This window comes from Hylemonella sp. P2_B10 (genome assembly GCF_056404875.1).
In genome coordinates, this window is the sequence record NZ_JBFUDE010000003.1 from 172,066 (window position 1) to 192,319 (window position 20,254).

18 protein-coding genes are annotated in these 20,254 nt (G+C 67.3%); 10 read left to right on the plus strand and 8 right to left on the minus strand.

The window, feature by feature from the left end; all coding sequences use genetic code 11:
* Nucleotides 1-26 precede the first annotated feature (26 nt).
* The 3 genes from AC1DX2_RS13305 to AC1DX2_RS13315 are packed head-to-tail and all read left to right on the plus strand — an operon-like array spanning nt 27 to nt 2,958.
* Nucleotides 27-1,022 (plus strand): glycoside hydrolase family 88 protein, encoded by a 996-nt coding sequence (locus AC1DX2_RS13305; RefSeq protein WP_477196838.1) that lies wholly within the window; start codon nt 27-29, stop codon nt 1,020-1,022.
* The gene (locus AC1DX2_RS13310) at nt 1,019-2,230 is read left to right on the plus strand and encodes a mandelate racemase/muconate lactonizing enzyme family protein (protein ID WP_477196839.1); all 1,212 of its coding nucleotides are present in this window, start codon (nt 1,019-1,021) and stop codon (nt 2,228-2,230) included. Before AC1DX2_RS13305 ends, AC1DX2_RS13310 begins: the two co-directional genes overlap by 4 nt.
* Before the next feature lie 14 nt (nt 2,231-2,244).
* Nucleotides 2,245-2,958 (plus strand): sialate O-acetylesterase, encoded by a 714-nt coding sequence (locus tag AC1DX2_RS13315; RefSeq protein ID WP_477196840.1) that lies wholly within the window; start codon nt 2,245-2,247, stop codon nt 2,956-2,958.
* Nucleotides 2,959-2,968: 10 nt separating this feature from the next.
* Here the strand turns inward: AC1DX2_RS13315 and AC1DX2_RS13320 are convergent, their stop codons facing one another.
* The 4 genes from AC1DX2_RS13320 to AC1DX2_RS13335 are packed head-to-tail and all read right to left on the minus strand — an operon-like array spanning nt 2,969 to nt 9,343.
* Nucleotides 2,969-3,232, minus strand: a complete 264-nt coding sequence (locus AC1DX2_RS13320; RefSeq protein WP_477196841.1) for a UBP-type zinc finger domain-containing protein — start codon at nt 3,230-3,232, stop codon at nt 2,969-2,971.
* Between the two features lie 15 nt (nt 3,233-3,247).
* A complete protein-coding gene (locus AC1DX2_RS13325; protein ID WP_477196842.1) occupies nt 3,248-4,954 on the minus strand; it encodes an FAD-dependent oxidoreductase in 1,707 nt (568 codons plus the stop codon).
* A gap of 13 nt (nt 4,955-4,967) precedes the next feature.
* A complete protein-coding gene (locus AC1DX2_RS13330; protein WP_477196843.1) occupies nt 4,968-5,975 on the minus strand; it encodes a response regulator in 1,008 nt (335 codons plus the stop codon).
* 2 nt (nt 5,976-5,977) lie between these two features.
* Entirely contained in the window at nt 5,978-9,343 is a 3,366-nt protein-coding gene (locus AC1DX2_RS13335; protein WP_477196844.1) for an MHYT domain-containing protein, read from the minus strand.
* A 137-nt stretch (nt 9,344-9,480) separates the two neighbouring features.
* Between AC1DX2_RS13335 and AC1DX2_RS13340 the strand changes: the two genes are divergently transcribed.
* Nucleotides 9,481-9,915, plus strand: a complete 435-nt coding sequence (locus AC1DX2_RS13340) for an Lrp/AsnC family transcriptional regulator (protein ID WP_477196845.1) — start codon at nt 9,481-9,483, stop codon at nt 9,913-9,915.
* An 89-nt stretch (nt 9,916-10,004) separates the two neighbouring features.
* Here AC1DX2_RS13340 and AC1DX2_RS13345 read toward each other — a convergent pair whose 3' ends face one another.
* The 3 genes from AC1DX2_RS13345 to AC1DX2_RS13355 form a co-directional block, all read right to left on the minus strand.
* Complete coding sequence (locus AC1DX2_RS13345; RefSeq protein ID WP_477196846.1) at nt 10,005-11,978, minus strand: M13 family metallopeptidase; 1,974 nt, start codon at nt 11,976-11,978, stop codon at nt 10,005-10,007.
* 13 nt (nt 11,979-11,991) lie between these two features.
* Nucleotides 11,992-12,549 carry a cysteine hydrolase family protein gene (locus AC1DX2_RS13350; RefSeq protein WP_477196847.1) on the minus strand — a complete coding sequence of 186 codons (558 nt, stop codon included), beginning with the start codon at nt 12,547-12,549 and terminating at the stop codon, nt 11,992-11,994.
* A 157-nt stretch (nt 12,550-12,706) separates the two neighbouring features.
* The gene (locus AC1DX2_RS13355) at nt 12,707-13,588 is read right to left on the minus strand and encodes an SDR family oxidoreductase (RefSeq protein ID WP_477196848.1); all 882 of its coding nucleotides are present in this window, start codon (nt 13,586-13,588) and stop codon (nt 12,707-12,709) included.
* A 210-nt stretch (nt 13,589-13,798) separates the two neighbouring features.
* On the opposite strand from AC1DX2_RS13355, the gene AC1DX2_RS13360 reads away from it, so the two are divergent.
* From AC1DX2_RS13360 to AC1DX2_RS13385, 6 genes are read left to right on the plus strand one after another with little or no spacing between them, the layout of a single operon-like run.
* Nucleotides 13,799-14,419, plus strand: a complete 621-nt coding sequence (locus tag AC1DX2_RS13360) for a carboxymuconolactone decarboxylase family protein (protein ID WP_477196849.1) — start codon at nt 13,799-13,801, stop codon at nt 14,417-14,419.
* Nucleotides 14,416-15,504: a LacI family DNA-binding transcriptional regulator gene (locus tag AC1DX2_RS13365; protein WP_477196850.1), complete on the plus strand. Its 1,089-nt coding sequence runs from the start codon at nt 14,416-14,418 to the stop codon at nt 15,502-15,504. Before AC1DX2_RS13360 ends, AC1DX2_RS13365 begins: the two co-directional genes overlap by 4 nt.
* Complete coding sequence (locus AC1DX2_RS13370) at nt 15,501-16,340, plus strand: SDR family NAD(P)-dependent oxidoreductase (RefSeq protein ID WP_477196851.1); 840 nt, start codon at nt 15,501-15,503, stop codon at nt 16,338-16,340. Before AC1DX2_RS13365 ends, AC1DX2_RS13370 begins: the two co-directional genes overlap by 4 nt.
* A 35-nt stretch (nt 16,341-16,375) precedes the next feature.
* Nucleotides 16,376-17,356 (plus strand): Bug family tripartite tricarboxylate transporter substrate binding protein, encoded by a 981-nt coding sequence (locus AC1DX2_RS13375; protein WP_477196852.1) that lies wholly within the window; start codon nt 16,376-16,378, stop codon nt 17,354-17,356.
* A 7-nt stretch (nt 17,357-17,363) separates the two neighbouring features.
* Entirely contained in the window at nt 17,364-18,170 is an 807-nt protein-coding gene (locus AC1DX2_RS13380; RefSeq protein WP_477196853.1) for an SDR family NAD(P)-dependent oxidoreductase, read from the plus strand.
* 27 nt (nt 18,171-18,197) lie between these two features.
* Complete coding sequence (locus AC1DX2_RS13385; protein ID WP_477196854.1) at nt 18,198-18,728, plus strand: VOC family protein; 531 nt, start codon at nt 18,198-18,200, stop codon at nt 18,726-18,728.
* Between the two features lie 4 nt (nt 18,729-18,732).
* On the opposite strand, the gene AC1DX2_RS13390 is transcribed toward AC1DX2_RS13385, so the two are convergent.
* Nucleotides 18,733-20,247: a tripartite tricarboxylate transporter permease gene (locus AC1DX2_RS13390; RefSeq protein ID WP_477196855.1), complete on the minus strand. Its 1,515-nt coding sequence runs from the start codon at nt 20,245-20,247 to the stop codon at nt 18,733-18,735.
* Between the last annotated feature and the right edge of the window lie 7 nt (nt 20,248-20,254).

Consider the following 20,254-nt stretch of genomic DNA (forward strand, 5'->3'; position numbering starts at 1 on the left):
GGGCCGCCTTGTTGATGCCAAGCGCCATGCGACACAACGATCTGGACCTGCTTCGAAAAGTCGCCAACACGACCATGACCTGGAACTACCGCGTCTGGGGTTTTGGCGAGGCCATCAGCCTCAGGGGCCTGTTGCGCGCGGGGGATGTGTTGGGCGACGAGGCGCCGTTCGGGTTTGTGCACGGCATCCTGCGCAGCTGGTTGGGGCGTGGCGTGGCCAGGAGCCCGGAGGACCATGTGGGCGCCGGCCGCGAACTGATGGACATGCACCAGCGCACCGGCGACCCGGCCTTCCTGGAGGCCGCACGCAAGATGGCGCATTTGCACGCCCACTTCGCGCCCGGACCCCATGGCGCACGCTGCCACCGGCCCGACACGCAGGGCTGGCGTCACCAGATCTGGGTCGACTGCATGGACGTGGACGGGCCTTTCCTGGCGGCGCTGGGCCGGCACACCGGCGAGGCGGCATTCACCGACCAGGGCGTGCAGGAACTGTTGGGCTATGCGCGCACGCTGCAGCATGACGATGGCTTGCTGTCACATGGCTTCGAGAAGGACAGCGGCCGCAACGGGGAACTCTGGGCCCGTGGCAACGGCTGGGCGCTGATGGGGCTGGTGGACACGCTGGCGATCCTGCCGCGCAACCACCCTGGCTTTGCAGAACTGCGCGACCGCACCGCGCTGCTGGCCGCAGCGCTGAAGCGGCATCAGCACCCGCAGGGGCTGTGGCACACCGTGGTCGACCGGCCGGAGACCTATCTGGAGTCCACGCTCGCGGCCATGGCCGCGTATGCCTTGCAAGAGGCGTTTGAACACGGCTTGCTGGACCGGCAGGAATACGGCGACATGGCACGGCGTGCCCGCGCGGCCATGCTGGACCAGGTTGATGCCAACGGCGCACTGCAACTGGTCAGCGAAGCCACCCCGGTGGGCGCACTGGCCATCTATGCCACGCGGCCGTTTGGCGTTTTTCCATGGGGGCAAGGCCCGTTGCTGCTCGCACTCACTCAGGACACAGCATGAAGATCGTCAAGGTGGATGCCTTTGCCATCCAGGCCAAGCAAACGGATGACCGTGCCTATTGGGGCAGCCGCGCCTGGGGGGCAGAGCAGTCCGCAGGCCAGGTGGAGTTGTCCACCCAATACCCCGTGCCGCTGCGGCGCAAGTTTCTCTACTCCAAGAGCATTGACTGCGTCATCGTCCGGATCGAGGCCGACAACGGCATGGTGGGCTGGGGCGAGTGCAAGGCACCCGTGGCACCGCAAGCCACCGCGAGGATTGTGGAGCTGCTGCTGCGCGATGTCGTGCTGGGCGCGGACCCGAGGGAGACCACGGTGCTGTGGGAAAAGATGTACGCCGGCATGCGGGTGCGTGGACACCGTGCCGGTTTTTACCTGGAGGCCATCGCTGGCGTGGACATCGCGCTGTGGGACCTGGCCGCGCAAGCCGCCAACGCACCCATCTCCACATTGCTGGGCGGCAGGTTTCGCGAGTCCATCCGCGTGTATGCCTCTGGCATCCCCTCACTGCCCCTGGATGCGCCTGAGGAAGCGATCGCCGCGCTTGCCGATGAAGCCGCTGCGCTGCAGGCCGCCGGCTACACGGGCGTCAAGATGGCCATCGGCAGAGGGGTCAAAGGCGATTTGCGCTGCGTGCGCGCCATTCGTGACCGCATGGGAGACAACTTTGCCATCTATGCGGACGCCGCAGGGGTGTATTCCCGCGCGGACGCGCTGCGTCTGGGTTTTGAGTTGCAGGATCTGGGGGTCGGTTTTTTTGAGATGCCGATACCGCCTGAAGATGTCGAGGGTTACGCCGAGCTGGCCAAGGCGCTGGCCATGCCCATCGCCTTGGACTCGATCATGAGCCGCCATGAGACCGTGGAGCTGATCCGCAACCAGGCCATTGACCTGGTGCAGCCCGACGTGTGCCGAGCCGGCGGCATCACCGAGTGCCGGCGCATCGCCGAGCTGGCGGACTGCTTCGGCATCGCCTTCCAACCGCACGTGAGCATTGGCTCTGCGATCCACATCGCGGCCAGCGCGCACCTTGCCGTTGCCATGCCCAACGCCATGGTGTGCGAATACTGGATTGGCCGCAACCCGATCGGCAATGCCATTCTGGAGCAGCCCATTGAGGTCAAGAACGGCCACCTGTTTGCACCCACTGCGCCGGGCCTGGGCATTGCCATGAAGACCGACCAGTTGCTGGCGCATGCCGTCCCACTGTAGAGGCGCCCCGCCACATGCGCGACTTGTATCTGCTCGTTGGGCAGTCCAACATGGCGGGAAGAGGGGCGGTCGAAGCCATGGACAAGCTGGCGCATGGGCGTGTCGAGTTCCTTGACCGTTGGGCGGCGTGGAAGCCCGCGGTCGACCCCCTGCACGATGACAAGCCGGACCTGGTGGGTGTCGGGCCGGGAAAGACGTTTGGTGCGGCTATGGCACAGGCATCACCCGGCGCGCACATTGGCCTGGTGCCTTGCGCAGTGGGGGGCTCTTCCATTGCATGCTGGGAACCGGGCGCCGCGCACCCGGAAACTGGCACCCACCCTTTCGACGACATGCTCAGCAGGGTGCAAGCCGCTTCGCCGGCAGGCACCTGGCGGGGCGTGCTCTGGCACCAGGGGGAGGCCGATGCGAATCCGCAGGACGCACCGGCGTATGAGCCGCGTCTGCGCTCGCTGATTCAACGCATTCGCGCCGTGCTGAACAGCGCGGACTTGCCATTTGCCATCGGGCAGCTTGGCCAATGGCCTGACGCGGCGCCGAACCTGTGGTGGAAGCACATTGATGACGTTCACCGTGCAGTCGCCGCCAGCACGCCGTCGGTGGTCTTTGTGGGGGCTGATGGCTTGGCGCACAAGGGGGACAGGCTGCACTTCGACGCCAGTTCCGCCCGCGAATTGGGCCGGCGCTATGCGCGCGCGATGCTCCACCTGCAGGCTTTGACGGCCTGAGGGCTGTCGGCTAGCCCACCTGGCGCTGATGCGCGTAGCACCATTGCCAGCTCTCTCCGGGCTCAATAGAGCGTATGACAGGGTGGCCGCTTGTGGCGTAGTGCTTGGACGCATGTTGGTTCGGCGAATCGTCGCAGCACCCCACATGCCCGCAGTGCAGGCACATGCGCAGGTGGAGCCAGCGTCCGCCCATGCGCACGCAGTCTTCGCACACGCGCTCTTGCGGCAATGGTGGCACTGTGGCGGGAACATGTTCGCAGGGCTTGATGCTCATGGCGCGGCTCTCTTCTTATGCTGTGGCGCCGGACTGGGTCCGCTCCAGGTATTGATGAATTTGCGCCACCACGTTGGCACCTTCGCCAATGGCCGCGCCCACGCGCTTGGTGGATGTGGACCGTACATCCCCAATGGCGAAGACGCCGGGGATGCTGGACTCCAGCGCGGCCCGGCCCTCGCCGGCAGTGACCACAAACCCGCTGCGGTCCATGTCCACCGGGCACCCGCTCAGGCACTCGGTTTCGGGCGTGGCGCCGATGAACAGGAAGAGGTTGCGGGTGGCCACTTCGGTCCGCGCACCGGTGTTGAGGCAGACCAGCGTCAAGCCCTGCAGGCCGGCCGCGATATCGCCGTGAAGCTCGGCGATCTCCCGGCGCACCAACAGCTCTATGGTGGGCGTGGCGGCGATGCGGTCGATCAGGTAGCGTGACATGGTGGCTGACAGGCCGGCGCCCCGCACCAGCATGGTCACCTTCGCAGCATGCGCGCTCAGGTACACGGCGGCCTGGCCGGCCGAGTTGCCACCACCGACCAGCACCACATGCTCGTTTTGGCACAGCTTGGCTTCAATCGGCGACGCCCAATACCAGATGCCGCGCCCTTCCAGGGTGGCCACATTCACGGCCTCCGGGCGGCGGTAGCGCGCGCCAGTGGCGATGACCACCGTCTTGGCCTTGATGACGCGCCCGTCACTCAGGCGCAGCCGCTTTCTCGCGCCGGCGGCAGGGGGGCAGTCCAGCGCGGTGACTTTGGCCGGTATGAAGATGTCGGCGCCAAATTTTTGCGCCTGCACGTAGGCGCGGCCGGCCAGCGCCTGGCCCGAGATGCCGGTGGGGAAGCCCAGGTAGTTCTCAATCCGAGCGCTGGCACCGGCCTGGCCGCCGAAGTAGCGGCAGTCCAGCACCACCACTGCCAGGCCCTCGCTGGCGGCGTAGACGGCGGTGGCCAGACCGGCGGGGCCGGCGCCGATCACCGCCACGTCGTACTCCTTGTCCACCGGGCCGGACGGCACCAGCCCCATGCAGGCAGCCAACTGGGCTTCCTCCGGGTCGACCAACACGGAGCCGCTGGGGCAGATCGCCAGCAGGCTGGGGTGCCGGCCCTCGTATTGCCGCCAGATGTCGCGCACCTCCGCATGGTCTGGCGTGAAGACCTGATGCGGTTGCCCGTTGCGGCGCAAGAAGGTTTGCATGCGCACCACGGCCGCGTCATGCGCGTGGCCCACCAGAATCGCGCCGCTGGCCGAGCTTTCGATCAGCGCCACACGCCGCAGGATGAGTGCGCGGGTGATGCGCTCGCCCAGCTCCGCCTCCGCCACCAGCACCTGCCGCAGCTTGTCGGGGGTGATGAGCAGGGCTTCGATGTCTTCGTCGGCATGCGCATCCACCAGCGCGGGCGCGCCTGAGAGTTGACCCACTTCGGCCAGGAACTCCCCTGGACCGTGACGCCCGATGGACGTCACGTGGCCGAGGCCATCGCGCAGCGTGATGGTCACCGAGCCCGACAGCAGCAGGATCATCCCCGGGCTGGGCTCACCCGCCTGGACCAGGCGGGCGCCCTTGGCAAAGTGCACCGGCACGCCGAAGCGCGCCATGCGGGCGAGCTCCGCATCAGCCAGGATGGGGAACATCTGGTCGGCCCGCGCGGCCATCGTGGGCGACGCGGGGGATTCACCGGGTTGGCCGAGGTTGTGCTCGGTGGGCGTTGGGCCCTGTTGCATGACGCCTCCCTGGCTAAGCCGTTACCGGCTGTTCAGCCCATTGCTCCATCACCTTCAATACCTCCGGCAGTTGCGCGATGAACAGGTCCACCAGGGCCGGATCAAAGTGCTTGCCGCGCTGCCCGCGCAGGTAATCGACCGCGCTCTCGACGGCCCAGGCCTGTTTGTAGGGCCGCACCGTTGTCAGCGCGTCAAACACGTCGGCAATCGCCACAATGCGCCCCATCAGCGGAATGGCCTCGCCCGCCAGCCCATTGGGATAGCCGCTGCCGTCCCATTTTTCGTGGTGGGTGGCCGCAATGTCACGCGCCATGGCCAGCATGCCGTGGTCATGCTGGCCAATGATGTGGGCGCCGATGGCGGCGTGCGTCTGCATCACCGCCCATTCCTGCGCATCCAGCGGCCCGGCCTTTTGCAGGATGCGGTCGGGGATGCCGATCTTGCCGACATCGTGCATGGGCGCGGCGATCAGCAAATCATCAGCCTGTGCCGCGCTCAAGCCGGCTGCCAGGCCCAGGATGCGCGCATAGTGGCTCATGCGGATCACGTGCAGGCCGGTTTCGTTGTCCTTGTACTCGGCCGCCAGACCCAGCCGCTGCACGATCTGCAGCCGGGTTTCGCGCAGCTCGTCCAGGTGCACCAGTGACAGGTGGGTGCGCACCCGCGCCTTGACGACGGGCGGGCTGACCGGCTTGGTCAGAAAGTCCACCGCACCGACCTCGAAACCAGCGAGCTCGTCGGCCGTGTCCATCAGCGCGGTGACAAAGATCACCGGTATGGTGGCCGTCAGCGGATCGGCCTTCAGCCGCCGGCACACCTCGTAGCCGGTCATGCCGGGCATCATCACGTCCAGCAGCACCAGGTCCGGGCGTTCGCTGCCCACCAGCTCCAGCGCGCGCGCGCCGTCCTTGGCGAACGACAGCCGGTACTGGTCTTGCAGGATCTGGCGCAGCAGTTGCAGGTTGGTCGATTCGTCGTCAACCACCAGGATGCGCGGCGCGAGGGCGGTGGGAAGCGTCATGGTCACTTGGCGGAGGAAGGCTGCGGGCAGTCCGCCAACAGGCCGGCCAGCAGGGTTTGCGCGTGCGCGAAGTCAAAGTCGTCCAGGGCCTTTTGCAGCGAGCCCAGCCGCGTTGCCGCCACATGGCCGGTCAGCGCCGCCGTCAGGCGCGCAAAGACCGCGTCGTCCAGCGCGCCGCGCGCGAAAGCCTGCTTCAGCGTGGCGCCCAGCGCCTGCACCTCGGCGGCGTCCAGCGGGCGCGGCAGCGCGGCGCCACTCGCCACCGGCATCGGGTCGGCCGCCAGCGCGGTGGTGATGGCCGCCTGCGCCGTGGCCCAGGCGCCCGCCAGCTCGTCGGTCAACGCCGTGGGCAGCGCATGGCCGTCGGTTGCGGCCTGCTCCAGTTGCGCCAGCGTGTGCGCCAACTGGTCCAGCCCCAGGTTGGCCGCCGTACCGCGCAAGCGGTGCGCGCGCTGTCGCACCACCGCGCGGCTGTTGGCGGCAATCATGCCGGCCAGCGCGCGCTCGGCATTGCTCAGCTCGGCGCTGAAGGCACGCAGTGCGCGCAGGTAGGGCGCGCGCTCGCCACCCCAGCGCTGCAGCGCCGTTGCGAAAGCCAGCACCTGCGGCGCACCGGCCACGCCGTCCTCGTGCGGCGACGGCGCCGCCAGGCCCAGCACGTAGGCGATCTCGCTGGTCAGTGCCGGCAGGTCTATGGGTTTGGTGGCAAAGCCGTCCATGCCGGCATCGCTGGCGGCGTGGCGGTCGGCGTCGAGCACGCTGGCGGTCATGGCAATCACCGGCACGCGCGGCGTGCCCGCAGCGGCCTCGTTGGCGCGGATCTGCCGCGTGGCGTCCAGGCCGTTCAGGTTGGGCATTTGCACATCCATCAGGACCAGATCAATCTTGCCGCTGCGCGCCACGTCCACCGCCACCGAGCCGTCGCCGGCGGACAGCACCGTGTGCCCTTGTTTGCCCAGCAGCAGCGCCAGCAGCTCCAGGTTTTGCGGCACGTCGTCAACGATCAGGATGCGCAGCGGCGGCAGCGTCACCGCCAGCCGTGGCTCGGACGGCGTGCCCGCCGTGTTGCGGGCCGCCGCCAGTGGCAGTTGCACGTGAAAGCGGCTGCCCTCGCCGATCACGCTTTCGGCCCAGATACGCCCGCCCATCAGCTCCACCAGTTGCTTGCTGATGGTGGTGCCCAGGCCGGTGCCGCCGAAGCGCCGGCTCATGGAGGCGTCGGCCTGCGTGAACGGGTCGAAGATGGCGTGCAGGCGTTCCGCGGCAATGCCTATGCCGGTGTCGGTGATGGTGATGTGCAACTGCTCCTGCATGGGCGTCACGCTCAGTGTGACGCTGCCGTGCTCGGTGAATTTGACGGCGTTGCCCAGCAGGTTGGTCAGCACCTGGCGCACCCGCAATTCGTCGCCGTGGAAGCTGATGGGCAGCCGGCTGTCGTAGTCGATGTGCAGGCTCAAGCCCTTGCTGCGGGCGGTGGCACCCAGCGTGGACGACAACTCGTCGATCAAGGCCAGCATGTTGAAGTCGGCCAGCTCCAGCTCCACCGCGCCCTTGTCCAGCTTGGCGGTGTCCAGTACTTCGTTGAGCAGGCGCAACAGCGAGCCGGCGGCGCGGCGCACCGTTTCCAGGTGGCGGCGCTGCACCGGGGCCAGCTCCTCCAGCAGCATGACGTCGGTGAAGCCGAGTATGGAGTTCATCGGCGTGCGGATCTCGTGGCTCATGTTGGCCAGGAAGGCCGCGCGGGCAACCGCCGCCTGCTCGGCCCGGTCCTTGGCATCGCGCAGGTCTTCTTCCATCTGCCGGCGTTCGCTGATGTCGAGCACCACACCGTCGAACCATTTGATCTGCCCCTGGTCGTCACGCACCACGCTGCCGATTTCCCACTGCCAGCAGATGCTGCCGTCGCGGTGCTGCAGGCGGTATTCGACCTGGAAGGACTGGCCGCCTTCCACCGCCTTGGTGATGGCCTCGCTGACGCGCGCGCGGTCGTCGGCGTGGATCAGTTGCCGGTAGCAGCGAGGGGGCGCATAGCCAACGAAATCGTCTGCCGGATAGCCGGTGATGCGCTCCACCGCGTCGCTGATGAAAATCAGCGGCCAGTCCTGCGCGATCATGCTGCGATAGCAGATGCCGGGGATGTTGGCGATCAGCGAGCGCAGCTGCTGTTCGCTGTCGCGCAAGGCCTGCTCTATCGCCTTGCGCTCGCTCAGGTCGGTGATGAAGCAGACGAACAGCTTGCGATCGCCCAGGTTGGCGTGGCCGTAGGCGTTGCGTATGGCCACGATGCTGCCGTCCTTGCGCCGCCCCAGTACTTCCCGACTCTGGCCGGACACCTGGCCGCTGTCGGCGCGCAGGTAGTTGAGGATGCCGTCGTGCTCCGACTGCTCCGCGTTCACGATCAGCTGTCGGACGTTGCGCCCCACCATCTCCTGCTGCGACCAGCCGAAAATCCGTTCCGCCGCCGCGTTGAAGGTCTGAACCACGCCGTCGGCATCGATGGTGATGACGCCGTCCACGGCGGTGGCCAGCAGCGCGCGCATCCAGGATTCGCTCTGGCTGAGCTGGTGGTACAGCTCGCGGTAGCGCAGCAGGCCGTTGGCCGCCATCACGAACACCGAGAAGGCCACCGTGATCAGTGCCACCGCCAGCGCGATGAAGGTGGCGTTCTCAATGCCACCCGTCAAGCTGGGCGGCGCAGCGCGGCCGACGAAGCGGGCCGCCGCCATGCCGGTGTAGTGCATGCCGGCAATGGCGCAACCCATGACGATGGCGCTGAACAACAGCAGCCAGTTTTCGCTGAAGCGCTTGCCCAGGTTCTTGCGCAGCCCAAAGCGCACCCACAAGGCCAGCGTGGCCAGCACCACCGCCACGATGATGGACAGGCCAAACATCCACGGGTCATAGCGCTGTGCCAGCGGCAGGCGCATGGCCGCCATGCCGGCATAGTGCATGGCGCCAATGCCGGCACCCACCAGCACGCCGCCCACCAACAGCGCGCGCGGGTCCATGCGCTGGCGCCCGATCAGCGACAGCGCGACGAATGAGGCCGCAACGCTCGGCAACATGGACAGCAGGGTCAGCGTGGGCTCAAAGCTGACGCCGTCGCACAGGTTGAAGGCCAGCATGCCGACGAAGTGCATGGCCCACACGCCGCTGCCCAGGGCCAGGCTGCCGGTCAGCAGGGCCAACACGCGCAGCCCGCGGCTGCCTGTGGCGGCTGCCTGGCCGGTCATCAACAAGCCCATCCAGGACGTGAGGATGGCGATCAGCACGGAAAGGCCGACCAGCCGCCAGTCGTAGAAGCCGTAGGTCAGCAGCGACGGGTCTTGGGGCGGAGAAAAGAGTTGCAACAACAGCGTGGTATTCATGGATGCACCTGTGTGTGTTGGGCTCTCCTGGCGCGGCTGCCGCGATCAGCGAAGCTACACCGCCTGCGTGAGGCGTTCGCCAAAGTTTAAAGCATTTGGCGTTTTGCCTGTGGCCGCGAATGGGCTAGTATGCCGCCATGACCACTGGAGCCCTGCGCGACGCCACAGACCACAAGCTGGTCACGCTGTTGCAGCAGGATGCCCGCGCCAGTCTGACCACGCTGGCCAAGGCGGTGTGCCTGTCACGCACGGCGGTGCAGGCGCGCATCACCCGGCTGGAGCGCGAGGGGGTCATCATTGGCTACCGTGCGGTGCTGGGCAAGGTGCCGGTCGACCAGGGCGTGAGTGCTCTGCTGGCCATCACCTTCAGCCAACGGCCCTGCAAACCGGTGGTGGCGCAGTTTCGCCCTTGGCGCGAAATCGTCAGCTATTACTCGGTCACCGGGCCTATCGATGCCTATGTGCTGGTCAGCGTGAAAGACGTGCCGGAGCTGGGCCAGCTGGTGAATCGCTTTTCCGCCATCCCCGGCATCGCCTCGGTGTCGTCGTCACTGGTGCTGGAGTCAAGTTAGATAGCCCCCACGGTCGCTCACTTCGTCTAGCTCCCTGCCCCCCGAGGGGGCCGCAAATCCCCTTGGGGCGGCCCGGCGGGGATTTCGCATCACCAGATGCGGGCACGCTTCTCCGGCGGCAGGTACAGCTTGTCGCCGGGCTGGATGTTGAACGCCTGGTACCAGGCGTCGACATGGCGCACGGCATTGGCGCGGCTCTCGGGGGGCAGGTGGGTGTCGGTGGCGAGGTACTTCTTCAGCGCATCGTCGGTCAGCGTCTTGTGCCAGCGCCGGGCAAAGGCGATGAAGAAGCGCTGTTCGCCGCTCAGCCCATTGATCACCACGTCCGGCTTGCCGCCCAGCGCGGCCAGGTAGGCGTCGTGCGCGGCATGCAGGCCGGCCAGGTCGGCGCTGCTCTCGCCCAGCGTGCGCGGGCTGTTCACGCACACGCCCGGCAGCGGGCACTCGGTGGCGATCTGCTCGGCCAGCAGCGTGCCGGCAGCCTTGTAGTTGGCGCTGTCCGCCGCGCTCCACCACTGCAGCAGGTTGCCACGGTCGTCGTAGTCGCGGCCCAGTTCGTCAAACGTGTGGCTGACCTCGTGCGCCAGGCCGGCACCGGCCGAGCCGTAGTTGGACGCGATGTCCCCCTGCGGGTCGAAGTAGGGCGGCTGGAACAGGCCGCTGGCGAACTGGATGCTGTTGGGGCTGAAGTTCAGAATGGCGCCGGTGGTTTGCGGCAGCAGCGCCCACTCGGCCGGGTCCACGGGGCGCTTCAGCTTGGCCAGGCTTTGCGCCCAGGCAAAGGCTTCGGCGCGGCGCAGGTTGCCGTGGGCGTCGCCGCGCACCACCCGCAGGCTGGTGTAGTCCGTCCACGTCTTGGGGTAGCCCAGGCCCAGCGCCAGCGTCCTCAACTTGCGCTGCGCCATGGCCTTGCCGCTGTCGGACAGCCAGGTCAGCGCCGCGATGCGCGGGCCAAAGGCGGTGCGTAGGCGCTCCACCATCGTGTGCACGGCCTGCTGTGACTGTGGCGGGAAGTGGCGCGCGGCGTAGGCCTTGCCGATGGCGTTGCCCAGGGCTTGCGTGGTCATTGCCGTGGCCAGCGCATCGCGCTCGCTGGCTGCGCCATCGCGGTAGGCCTGCGGCAGCACCGGCGCGTAGTGCGTCAGCAGGTGGAAGGTGGCATAGGCCTTCCAGGCCTCCAGCGGCTGCTGGGCGACCAGGGCTGACACGTCTTTGACGGCGCCGGGTTGCCAGACGGTGAAGTGCGCGGCTTTGCCCAGCCCGGCCGCGCTGAAGAAGGCAGGCCAGGGGATGCCGGGTGCCAGCCGCTCGAAGTCTGCGCGGCGCCAGCTGTTGTCGGTCTTGGGCACGTCGTCGGTGTCGGCGCGCGTGGCGTGGGCGTGGGCGATGGCGGTCTCCAGCGCCAGCACGGCGTCGGCGCCGCGCTGCGGGTCGGGCAGGCCGGCCAGCGCCAGCAGGCGCGCCGCGCGTGTGCGGTACGCCTCGCGGGCCTGGGCCTGCGCCGGGTTGCTGCCGAGGTAGACCTCGCGGTCCCACAGGCCCAGGCCGCCTTGCGTGACGTGCACGCTGTGGTGGTCCGGGTCATGGAAGCCTTGGTGCACCCAGATGCCGAACAGGCCCGCCACCCGCGTGTTGCTGCCGTCGTCCAGGCTCAGGTGCCGCGCCAACCACAGGGACAGCGCCCGCCGGTCCTTCCACGCGGCGATGGCTTTCAGTTCCGTTTGCACGGCGGCCAGTGCCTTGGTTGCTTTCACGGGGTCGTCGGTGGCCAGGCTGGCGTGGTAGTCGCCGATTTTTTGCTCGTCTGCCGTCTTGGGTGCGGTCACCACCTCGGTCAACAATTTCTGCACGCGTTCACGGTTGCGCGCGGCCAGCATGGGGGAGATGCCGTCGCGTGCCGGGTCACCCGCTGTCTGCGGCGCGGAGGGCCAACCGTCATTGGCATAGCGGTAAAAATTGTCGCCCGGCCTGGCGGCGGTGGGCGGTTCTTGCTGGCCGGCCAGGGCGATCACGGGTGCCCAGGCCAACAGCAGGGCGGCAATGCGGGTGTGGTGGGTGCGCATGGTGGGCGTGCCTTCAGGCAAGGTGGAGCAGGGCTTCGGTGGTGGTGACGCGGGCAAACTCGCCCGCCAGGCTGGTGATGTGGGCCAGATGCAGCGTCTGGGCATCCACGGCCTGGCCCTGCGGCCCGCGTTTGCCGAAGCAAGCGCAGGCGTCTTCCACCAGCGTCACGCCGAAGCCCAGATTGCCGCCCATGCGCACCGTGGTGGACACGCAATGGTCCGTGGTCAGCCCCAGCACGGTGATGCGGCCGATGCCACGCTCGCGCAAGTGCGCTTCCAGCCCGGTGCCGATGAAGGCGCTGTTGACCTGCTTGGACACCAGCAGCTCGCCGGCCACTGGCTCGAACCCCGGCTTGAAGCGGTGGCCTCCTGTGCCGGGCTGCAGGGGGGAGCCGGGTTCGGTGGAGTCATGCCGCACCCAGACCACCGGGCGGCCTTGCCGCCGCCAGTGCGCCAGCAGGCGCAGGCCCTTGTCTTCCGCGGCCGGGTTGTTGCGCTGACCCCAGCGGGCGTTGTCAAAACCCTGCTGCATGTCGATCACGACCAGCGCGTCATCACTCAAATCGCCCACGGCATTTCCTTTCTGGCGCACAGCATGTGCTGCGCCAGACTTTAGGGCGCGGGCCGTTCAGCGGGCAACACGCAAACGGGCGTTTTCGTGTGCGAAACGTTCGTCTTGAGGGCGGCGTCTAGGCAAAAGGAAAGCCGGCCCATCGGCCAGTGAACTGCTAGCCGGTGAACTGCGTCACGAAGCGCTCGCTGTGCTGCCACAGCGAGCGGGCCAGCTCAACATCCTGCGCCAGCGCGCTGGGCGTCTTGGGTTGGCAGCGGTCGTAATACAGGCCGGTCTGGCTGGCCAACTCCGGCGCGCTGGCGCAGTGCAGCGTGGTCAGCGCGCCTTCTTCCGGCGTGATCATGCCGCGCAGCTTGATCAGCGGGCGCAGCGGCCAGGGCACGTGGCGCCAGACGTCGGTGGCCACCACGCCAGGGTGCAGCGAATAGGTGGTGATGCCGCTGTTGCCACCCAGCCGGCGTGCCAGCTCGGCGCTGAACAGCACGTTGGCCAGTTTCGAGTCCGAATACTCGGCAATGCCGGTGCGGGAACGCTTGCTCTGGCGCAGCGCAGCAAAGTCCAGCCCCTTGGAGCGGTAGTGTGCGCGGCTGGCCACGGTGACCACCCGCGCCGGTCCGCTGGCACGCAGCGTGTCCAGCAGCAGCTGCGTCAGCAGGAAGTGGCCCAGGTGGTTGACGCCAAAGGCCAGTTCGAAGCCGTCTCGGGTCACGCCCTTTTGCCCGGCCAGGCCGGCGTTGTTGATCAGCACATGCAGCGGCAGGCCGCGCGCCACAAAGGCCTGCGCACAGGCGCGTACCGAGGCCAGGTCGGCCAGGTCCAGCGGCAACCATTCGATGGGCGTGGCACCGGCAATGCCTGCCACCTCGTTCATCAGTGGCTGCGTGCGCTCGCGCGACAGGCCGGCTGCAAACACCCTGGCGCCACGGCGCGCCAGCTCGCGCGCGGTGATGCGGCCTATGCCGGTGTTGGCGCCGGTGATCAGCACCACGCGGCCTTGCATCGCGGTGTCGGGGGAGGTGGAGGTGTTCGTGCTCATGGTGCCGCAGTGTCGCAGCAATGGATGACAGGTGGCAACGCGGTGGGTGCCCAAAGCCTTGCTGCACGGGGATGCGAAACCGTTTCCATATCCACCAACCAAGCGCCGTGAGCAAGCTGCTGGAAGCGAGAACGCTTCATCTGACACGCTGGCGACAAACCTAGGGTTACCACTATAAAAACGTTTCCGCAAACATCGCAAACTGGCTGCATGACCACGTCGCCCGCGCCAAAGCTTGCCGTTTCCCGCCGCCTGCCGCTGCGGCCGCCCCCGTACGAGCCGGAGGTGCAGGCCGCCGTGGACAGCACCGCCTTCAAGGGCCTGTCGCCGTTGAACCTGCGCCTCGCGCTGGCCAACCACGCCAAGCTGGGCCCGGCCTTTCAGGCCTTGGCGCATGTGGTGCTGTTCAAATGCGCGCTGCCCGAGCGCGAGCGCGAAATCGCCATCATCCGCACCGGTGCGCTGACGCGTTCCGAGTACGAGTGGGGCATGCACGTCAGCATTTATGCCGAGCGTTGCGGCCTGTTGAAGGCACAGGTCAGCGAATTGACTTGCGCCAAGAGCTGGCGTGACCTGAGCGCCAGCCTGTGGACCGACAAGGAGCGCCTGATCGCACGCATGGTGGACGAAATCCACCAGCATTCCACCGTGTCGGACGACACCTGGGCTGCGCTCAGTGCCGGTTGGCCGCAGGAGCAGGTGATGGAGTTGATCTTCTCGTCGGCCTTCTACCACATGGCGGCGTTTTTCCTCAACACCGCTGCCGTGCCGCTGGAGGATGGTTCCGAGCGTTTCCCGGCTGGCCTGCGCCAGGCTGCGGTACCGGCATGAAGCACAACGGTACCAAGGCCAAGGTCACCATACGCGAGGTGGCCGCGGCCGCCGGCGTGGCGGTGGGGACCGCTTCGCGGGCGCTGAACCGCGTGGGCCGCGTCAGCGAAGACACGGTGGCGCGTGTGACCCGCGCCGCGCGCGAGCTGGGCTACCAGCCCGACGCGGTGGCGCAGAGCATGCGCACCCGTTCCACCGGTGTGGTGGGGCTGCTGGTGTCCGACATTGCCAACCCGCTGTACGCGCGCATCTTCAGCGCCATCGAGGCGCGGCTGCTGGCAGCCGGCTATGTGCTGTTGTTGGCCAACACGCACAATGACGGCCGGCGCGAAAAGACGCTGGTTGATCTGTTCCGCCGTCGCCGGGTCGATGGCCTGATCCTCGGCCCCTGCGAAACCGAGACGCCTGACTACCTGGCCCAGTTGGCGCAAGACACCCCGGTGGTGGCGCTGGACCGCGACTTCACCGGGCCCAACGCCGGTGTGCACGTGGACCACTACACCGGCGCCTTGCAGGCCACACGTTACCTGCTGAACCTGGGCCACCGCCGCATCGCGCTGCTGACACCCGGCAGCGTGCTGCGCCCGGGCCGCGAGCGCATTGCCGGTTTCAAGGACGCCTATGCCGAGCGCGGCCTGCAACCCGAGCCGCAACTGATACGCGCCGAGCGCTCGGCGATGGACTTTGCCTTCAGCGAAGCGCTGGCGCTGCTCGGGGCGCCGCAGCCGCCCACCGCGTTTCTGGGCCTGGGCACGCGCATCTTGTCGGGCGTGCTGCAGGCGCTGCGCCATGCCGGCCGCACGGTGCCGGAGGACGTCAGCGTCATCAGCATTGGCGACACCGATCTGGCGACGCTGTTCAGCCCCACCATCACGTCGCTGAACTGGGACCTGGCGGCCGTGGGCACGGCAGCAGCCGAGCTGCTGCTGCGCCGCCTGGGCAGTGCGCAGGCCACGCAAGAGCCCGAGCGCATCCTGATGACCACGCAGCTGGTGCTGCGCGAGTCCTGCGGGCCGGTGGCGGGGTTGCCGGTCCCAACGTCTGCCAACAAACCAAGCGGCCGTCAGGCCAAGGCGGTGCCATGAGCGACAACCGCGACAACCGTCCATTGGGCAGCGGACGCCTGGCCGGCAAGGTGGCCATCGTGGTCGGTGCCGGCTCCATAGGCGCGGACATCAGCAACGGCGCCGCCTGTGCGGTGACCTTCGCGCGCGAGGGCGCGCAGGTGCTGTGCGCCGACCGCAACCTGGAAGCGGCGCAGGACACGGTGCGGCGCATCAAGGCCATGGTGGGTGATGGTGATGGTGGCGCTGGTGGCGGCAGTGGCGAGGCCTTTTTGGCTGACGTGCGCAGCGCCGCGCAGATCAAGGCCATGGTGGACCACTGCCTGGCGCGCTTCGGCCGTGTGGACATCCTGCACCACAACGTGGGCGTGGAAGAATTCGGCGAGCTGATCGAGGTCACCGAAGAGTCCTGGGACCGCGTGCACGCCATCAACCTGAAGGGCGCCATGCTGAGCAACCGCGAGGTGGTGCCGCACATGATGCGCCAGGGCTTTGGTTCCATCATCAACATCTCGTCCATTGCCAGCCGCAAGTGGAGCCCCATGCAGTTCCTGTCATACAGCACCTCCAAGGCGGCGCTGAACCACATGACGCGCGTGGTGGCACGCCAGTATGCGGCGCACCAGGTGCGCTGCAACGTCATCGTGCCGGGGTTGATCGACACGCCGCACGCCGCTGCACTGTTTGCCAACGAAGAAGAGCTGCGCAAGGGCCGCGAAATGCGCAATGCCCGCTGCCCCATGGGCCGCCAAGGCACCGCCTGGGACGTGGCCAACGCCGCGCTGTTCCTGGCGTCTGACGAGAGCCGCTACGTCACCGGCCTGGAGCTGGTGGTGGATGGTGGCCTGTCGCTGTGAACCGATACCCACCAACACCTACGAGGAGAACCACCATGCGCCCCCTGTTGATGATCGCTACCCTGCTGGGCGCTTTCAGCGCCGCCGCCGCCCATGCCGAGGGCGTGGCGGACTTTCCGTCCAAGCCGATACGCTTCGTCTCCATCTCCGCGCCGGGCAGCGGTGGCGACACGCTGACGCGCATCCTGGCCGAGAAGATGGGCACCTTGCTCAAGGGCAGCATGCTGGTGGACAACCGGCCCGGCGCCGGCGGCGCCATCGCCACCGAGTTGGTGGCCAAGGCCCCCGCCGACGGCTACACCATCGGCATTGGCGGCGCCACCACCCATGTGCTGTTGCCGGCCATCAACCCCAAGCTGCCCTACAACTCGGTGAAGGACTTCGCCGCGCTGGGTCAGGTGGGCACCGCCTCCATCCTGCTGGTGGCCACCAATGACTTCCCGGCCAACAATATCAAGGAGCTGGTGGCGCTGGCCAAGAAGTCGCCCGGCGCTGTGCAATATGCCACCTGGGGCAATGGCTCGACCGGGCATTTCTGTGCCGGGCTGCTGAGCCTGCGCACGCAGATCGAGATGAGCCACATCCCCTACAAGTCGGTGGCGCAGATACAGACCGACATGCTGGGCGGCCATGTGAAGCTGGCCTTTGTGGACATGGCCTCGGGCTCGCCGATGGTGAAGTCCGGCAAGCTCAAGGCCTTGTCGGCCTGCACCTCGCGTTCGCCCAGCCTGCCCAATGTGGCCAGCTACGACGACGAAGGCATTGATTTCGCCGGCAAGCGCATGGGCGCGCTGCGCTGGGCCGTGTATGCCCCGGCTGGCACACCCAAGCCCATCGTGGATAAGCTGTCGGCTGCGCTGAAGCAGGTGGTGGAGATGCCCGATGTGAAGACCCGCCTGCTGGACCTGGGCATCACCGCCGCCTATGTGGGGGGCGATGAGCTGCGCGACATGACCACCGCCGACATCGCAGCCTGGAAGCAGATCGCCACCGCGGCCAACATCACCATGGACTGAAGTCCACATGGCAACAGAAGCTACCCCGCCACGCCAGACCACAGGCCCGCTGCTGCATGGCCGCACGGTGTTGATTTCCGGCGCCGGCCGCGCGCGCGGCATAGGCAAGGCCACCGCGAAGCTGATGCTGGCCCATGGCGCGGCGGTGGTGCTGCTGGATTTGGATGAAACCGATGCGCGCCAGGCGGCCGCCGATGTGGATGAAGGGCAGGGCAGGGCCCTGGGGCTGCGCTGCGACGTGACGGACGCTGCCTCCTGCCAACAAGCGGTGGCGCAGGCGTTGGCCTGGTCGGCGGCACGGGGCCGCATCGACGTGCTGGTCAACAACGCCGGCATCACGCAAAAGCGCGCCATCGCCGACATCACCCCTGAAGACTACGCGCTGATCACCGACGTGGTGCTGCGCGGCACGCTGCAGTTGACGCAGGCCGTGCTGCCCCCCATGCAGGCGCAAGGGCAGGGCAGCATCGTCATGGTGTCGTCCATGTCGGCGCAGCAGGGTGGTGGCGTGTTTGGCGGTGCGCACTACTGCGCCGCCAAGGCCGGTGTGCTGGGTTTCACCCGTGCACTGGCGCGCGAGTACGGGCCGCAGGGCATACGCGCCAACGCCGTCACACCGGGGCTGGTCATCACCGACTTTTCGCGCAGTGGCCGCACCGACGAGGAAAAGCACGCGCTGGGCCAGTCCTGGCCGTTGCCGCGTGCCGGCAGTGCGGACGAGGTGGCGGGCGCCTGCCTGTTCCTGGCCAGCGACCTGTCCAGCTACGTCACCGGCGCCACGCTGGATGTGAATGGCGGCGCCTACATGCGCTGAGCCCGCGTTTGTTTTGAAGGAGTTCCAATGAGTCACTTGTTCGGGCCAGTGCGCCAGGTCGGCTATGTGGTGCGCGACATCGAGAAAGCCATGCGCCATTGGGCCGAACTGGGCGTCGGGCCCTGGTTCTACAAGGAGAACGTGGTCTCCACCGAATACACCTACTACGGCAAGCCCTCTGCGCTGCCCAAGCTGTCCATCGCGCTGGCCAATTCGGGCGACATGCAGTTCGAGCTGATACAGCAGCGCGACGACGCGCCCACGCTGTACCTGGACACGCTGCAGCGCAATGGCGAGGTGGCCCAGCACGTGGCCTACTGGACGCTGGAGCGGTTTGATGAATTCTGCGCCGCCATGCGGGCACGCGGCTATGTGGAGGGCCACAGCGGGCGCATGGGCGCCAACCGCGGCCGCTATGCCTACTTCCTGCGGCCGGACCACCCCAGCGCGATGGTGGAAATCTCGGAGCTCAGCGGCGGCAAGGGCGAATACTTTCAGCAGATACGCCAGGCCTCTGTGGGCTGGGACGGCAGCGAGCCCATACGCCGCATGGGCTGAGCCATCAGGCTTCGGCCGGCACCACCACCTCGTCCGCTTTGCCCTGGCGCGACTTGCGCACAAACGACACGAACTGCCAGGTCATGAACACCGCGATCAGCGCCAGCAGCGTGCCGCTGATGGGCCGGCTGACAAAGGTGGCAAAGCTGCCGCGCCCCAGCAGCAGCGCGCGGCGAAAGTTCTCCTCCAGCATCGGCCCCAGGATGAAACCCAGCATCAGCGGCGCCGCCTCCAGCCCCAGGCGCATGAACATGTAGCCCACCGCACCGAAGATGGCGGTGGTGTAGATGTCGTTCAGGTTGTTGTTGATGCTGTAGGTGCCAATGCAGCAGAAGAACAGGATGGCCGGGAACAGCACCGCGAACGGGATCTTGAACACGGTGAGCCAGTAGCGCACCAGCGGCACGTTCAAAATCACCAGGAACACATTGCCTATCCACATGCTGGCCACCAGGCCCCAGAACAGGTCGGGGTGGGTGGCGATCATGTTCGGCCCCGGCTGTATGCCTTTGACGATGAAGGCCGCCATCATCAGCGCCATCACCGCGTTTTCCGGGATGCCGATGCTCATCAGCGGGATGAAGCTGGTGCGCGCGGCCGCCTCGTCAGCCGCCGCCTGGCCAGCCACGCCCTCGATGGAGCCGTGGCCGATTTCGTCCTTGTATTTGCTGAATTTCTTGTCGATGGCGTAGGCCGCAAACTGGGCGATCACCGGGCCGCCGCCGGGCAGGATGCCCAGCACCGAGCCCACCACGCTGCCGCGCAGCGCGCTGGGGATGATGCGCTTGAACTCCGCCCAGGTGGGGATCAGCTTGATGGTGCCGTTGAAGGGCGTGCGCTCTTCCTTGTTGTCCAGGTTCTTCACCACTTCGGCGATGCCAAAGCAACCCAGGGCGACGCTGACCAGGCTGACGCCGTCCGCCAGGTTGGGCAGGCTCATGGTGAAGCGCTCGGCGCCGCTGTTCACGTCCGTGCCTATCAGGCCCACCAACACGCCCACCAGTGCCATGGCCAGGCCATTGAGCAGGCTGCCGGTGGTGACGAAGCTGACGCACACGAAACCCACCAGCATCAGCGCGCAGTAGTCGGCCGGGCCGAACAGGAAGGCCACTTCACCCAGCATGGGCGCCAGCGTGGCCAGCACCATGATGGCCACGGTGCCGCCGATGAAGCTGGAGATGCCGGCGGTGAACAGCGCCAACCCGGTCTTGCCTTTCAGCGTCATCTGGTAGCCGTCTATGCAGGCCACGATGCTGCTGGCGTGCGGAATCTTCATGGTGATGGCGCTGACCGAGTCGCCATACTGGGCGCCATAGTAGATGCCGGCCAGCATGATGAGGGAACCATCGGTGGGGATGGAATAGGTCAGCGGCAGCAACAGGCTGATGGTGGACAGCGGCCCCAGGCCGGGCAGCAAGCCGATCAGCGTGCCCACCGAGCAGCCTATGGCGCAGTACAGCAGGTTATGCCAGGTCAGGGCGTGGCCAAAGCCGAAGGCGAGGTTGTGGATGATGTCCATGGGGTAT